At 69.8% G+C, this 3,007-nt stretch carries 3 protein-coding genes; 1 reads left to right on the plus strand and 2 read right to left on the minus strand.

Features of this window, described 5'->3' with window-relative positions:
• Positions 1–530 (minus strand): RCC1 repeat-containing protein (locus AB1673_17520; GenBank protein ID MEW6155756.1); only part of this gene is annotated, 530 nt, incomplete at its 3' end.
• Between AB1673_17520 and AB1673_17525 the strand changes: the two genes are divergently transcribed.
• Entirely contained in the window at positions 511–834 is a 324-nt protein-coding gene (locus tag AB1673_17525) for a transposase (GenBank protein MEW6155757.1), read from the plus strand. The two genes, AB1673_17520 and AB1673_17525, sit on opposite strands and share 20 nt — an antisense overlap.
• 1,035 nt (positions 835–1,869) lie before the next feature.
• Here AB1673_17525 and AB1673_17530 read toward each other — a convergent pair.
• Positions 1,870–3,007: RHS repeat-associated core domain-containing protein (locus tag AB1673_17530; protein ID MEW6155758.1), on the minus strand; the 1,138-nt coding region annotated here is incomplete at its 5' end.

Below are 3,007 nucleotides of genomic sequence, written 5' to 3' on the forward strand. Positions count from 1 at the left end.
GCGGGGGCGGCGGTGGGGGCGTGGGCGTCGGCCGTGGTGGCGTGGCCGAGCTGGCCGTAGGCGTTGTAGCCCCAGGTGGCCACGGTGGCGTCGGTGCGGGCCGCGAGCGAGCCGAAGCCCCCGGCCGTCACCGCCGACACCGAGGCCAGGCCCACGGCCACGGGGGCGTGGCGGTCGGTGGTGGAGCCGTCGCCCACCTGGCCGAAGCCGTTGTGGCCCCAGGCGGCGACCGTGCCGTCGGCGAGGGCGGCCACCACGTGATGGTAGCCCGACGCTACGGCCGCGGCCCCGGCCAGGGCGGCCACGGGGCCGGGCAGGGCTCGGTCGGCGGTGGTCCCGTCGCCCAGCTGGCCGAAGCCGTTGTAGCCCCAGGTCCACACGCTGCCGTCGGCGCGCACGGCCGCCGAGTGCACGTAGCCGGCGGCCACCGACACCACCTGGTCCAGGCCCTGGGCCTTCACCGGGGAGTGGCGGTCGACGGTGGTGCCGTCGCCCAGCTGGCCCAGGGCGTTGGAGCCCCAGGCCCACACCGTCGCCCGCTTCAACGGCACCGCCCCGCTCGAGGTCTCCTCCGGCGAGGGCCGTGACGAACCCAAACGCCACCGGCTGAACCCGGGCGGGAACCGCCGCATCAACGCCGTGCTGCACCGCATGGCTGTGACCCAGCTGCGCTGCGACGAACGGGCCAGGCGCACCTTCGAGGAGGCCCGCCGGCGGGGCCACACCAAGAAGGAGGCCATGCGGGTTCTCAAGCGTCATCTCTCCAATGTCGTCTACCGCCGGATGATGCACGATCTGAACGCCAGGCTCGCCGCCCTTCCCCACGCCGCATGACCCCGCCGCCCACCGGACAGCCAACCCCGTCGCGTAACGACTGGCGTAACGATGACCTGCGCGGCCTGCGCGGCGCCGTTCGAGGCCTCCGGACGGCGCCGGTACTGCTCCGCGGCATGCAGGCAGGCTGGCCATCGGCGTCGTCACGGGGCCGGAGCACCGACCCCGCCCGTCCCGGCACCTGCCGCTCGCCGCTCGGCCACGGTGTATGGGTGCCCGGGTTGCGACGTGCGTTGCGTTGGCGACCAGAGACGCCCGGACTGCAATGTGTTCTGTCGCCGCATCGGCATCGGCGGCTGCTGCCCCGACTGTGAGGCGCCAATTACCGTTGAGGAACTGCTGGCCGCATCCTGATGTAGTGGCGCACCCTCATCGCCCCCGAACCTGGCCGACACGCGGTCATGCTAAGTGCGTTGTCGTCCACAGCCAACCTCAAGGTCGTGACATAGGAGCTTCGAATCCTGATACCAGGGATTACGTTAGCCGACCCGTATAAGCGATCTCTCGCGCCACTCACTGGCTGGTATGGTGGAAGAATGATAGTAGTCTGAGGCGACATTAGCGGCTAGCCAGCCGGTCGTTCAGCGAGTCGACGGCATGCTGAAGGCGTTGGTGTGCATCGCCCCGTGTGAACCCGAAAACGCGGCACTGGTCAAGCGAAAGTTCCTCACCTGACCGAAGCCGTACCCACACCGAGATCCATGGGACTAGATGCGATGTCCGGTCAACATAGAACTCGCTGATCTGGTCTGTCGGGACCAGCTTTCGACGAAGATCGCCGTGCTGCTCAAGTTGATCGTCAGTGAGCATCACGCGTGCTCGCGCCGCGCTAACGGCTATCCACATCCCCATCACAACCGCTCCCAGCCCGAGCACCACCGTGAATGCATTGACGGGCCGGAGCCCGGCGAGCATTGAGGCGCCTACGAGGACGGCGGCACTCCCACTGGCGATCGTCGGCACGTGGGCCGCCGGCGTACGAACCTCCACAGAAGTGGACCCCCCCTCGACACGGACCGGCTGACGCATTATCGCTCAGCAGCCGAGACCATCGAGGCGGCCGTCCAACGTCCAACGGCTGAGTAAGCTGAGACCGCCAAGCAGTCCTGCTTTGCCGCTCTCGACGGCGAACCTTGGGATCGGCCCCGAGACAACTGGTACTGCGTGCCGGGCCAGCGGATCAGCGAGCCTAGCCGTCGCCAGTTGCGAGGGGATCCTCACAAGGCCGAGCGTTCCAAAGGAGAGGACGCCGTCAACGATGAACGAGCCGACAGTGTCCCGGCTAACCCCATGGTCCCGGAAGCGCTTCTCATTGCGGACACCGACCGCTAGGGCCGTTGCAACGAAGCAGCCGGTACCTACTGTGCCGACACATGCAGCGACGGCTGCGACACTCGCGATCGTGTCGCGGTTACGAACGACGAATTCAGTCGCGTTGTTGGCGAGACCGGCAGCCCTGCTGATAGCCCGGCCACCGGTCGCGTCCCACGTCCTCCTCAAGCCGTCCCAGGGCGCCAGGCCCAACGGGTCGATCGCGTTGATCGGGTTGCCCGCGGCGTACAGGTAGGGCTCGCCCGTCAGGGCCACCAGCGGGTCCCTCGACACGAACTGTCCCGTCGCCGGGTCGTAGTAGCGGGCCCGGAGGTACACGAAGCCGGTCTCGGCGTCGGTGTACTCGCCGGCGAAGCGCAGGGGGGTGGTGGCGGTGCCGGTGGAGGTGGCCAGCTCGCCGTAGGGGCCGTAGGTGAAGGTGGCCACCACCTCGCCGGTGGCCGAGGTGAGCTGGCGGGTGGAGCCGAGCTGGTCCTGGTGCAGGTAGGTGGGCACGTTGGCGGCGTCGAGCTGGTAGAGGGGGCGGCCCCCGGGGCCGTAGACGAAGCGCAGCTCGCCGTCGGAGAGCACGAGGGGGACGGGGCCGGACTCGTCCCAGGAGAAGGGCTTCGTCTGGTCGGCCACCGTCTTGGAGGTGCGCAGGCCGTCGCCCCGGTAGGCGTAGGTGGCCAGGGCGGTCCCGGGGGCGGCCAAGCCGTCCACCGCCACCGGGGTGGGGTGGCTGTCGGTGGTGCCCTCGCCCAGCGCCCCGGTGGCCCCGAAGCCCCAGGCCCGGGCACTGCCGTCGGCCAGGACCTGTAGCGAGTGGACCGGCCCGGCCGAGGTGGCCTCGGCCCCGGCC

The organism is Actinomycetota bacterium (assembly GCA_040754375.1).
GTDB lineage: Bacteria > Actinomycetota > Acidimicrobiia > Acidimicrobiales > AC-14 > JBFMCT01.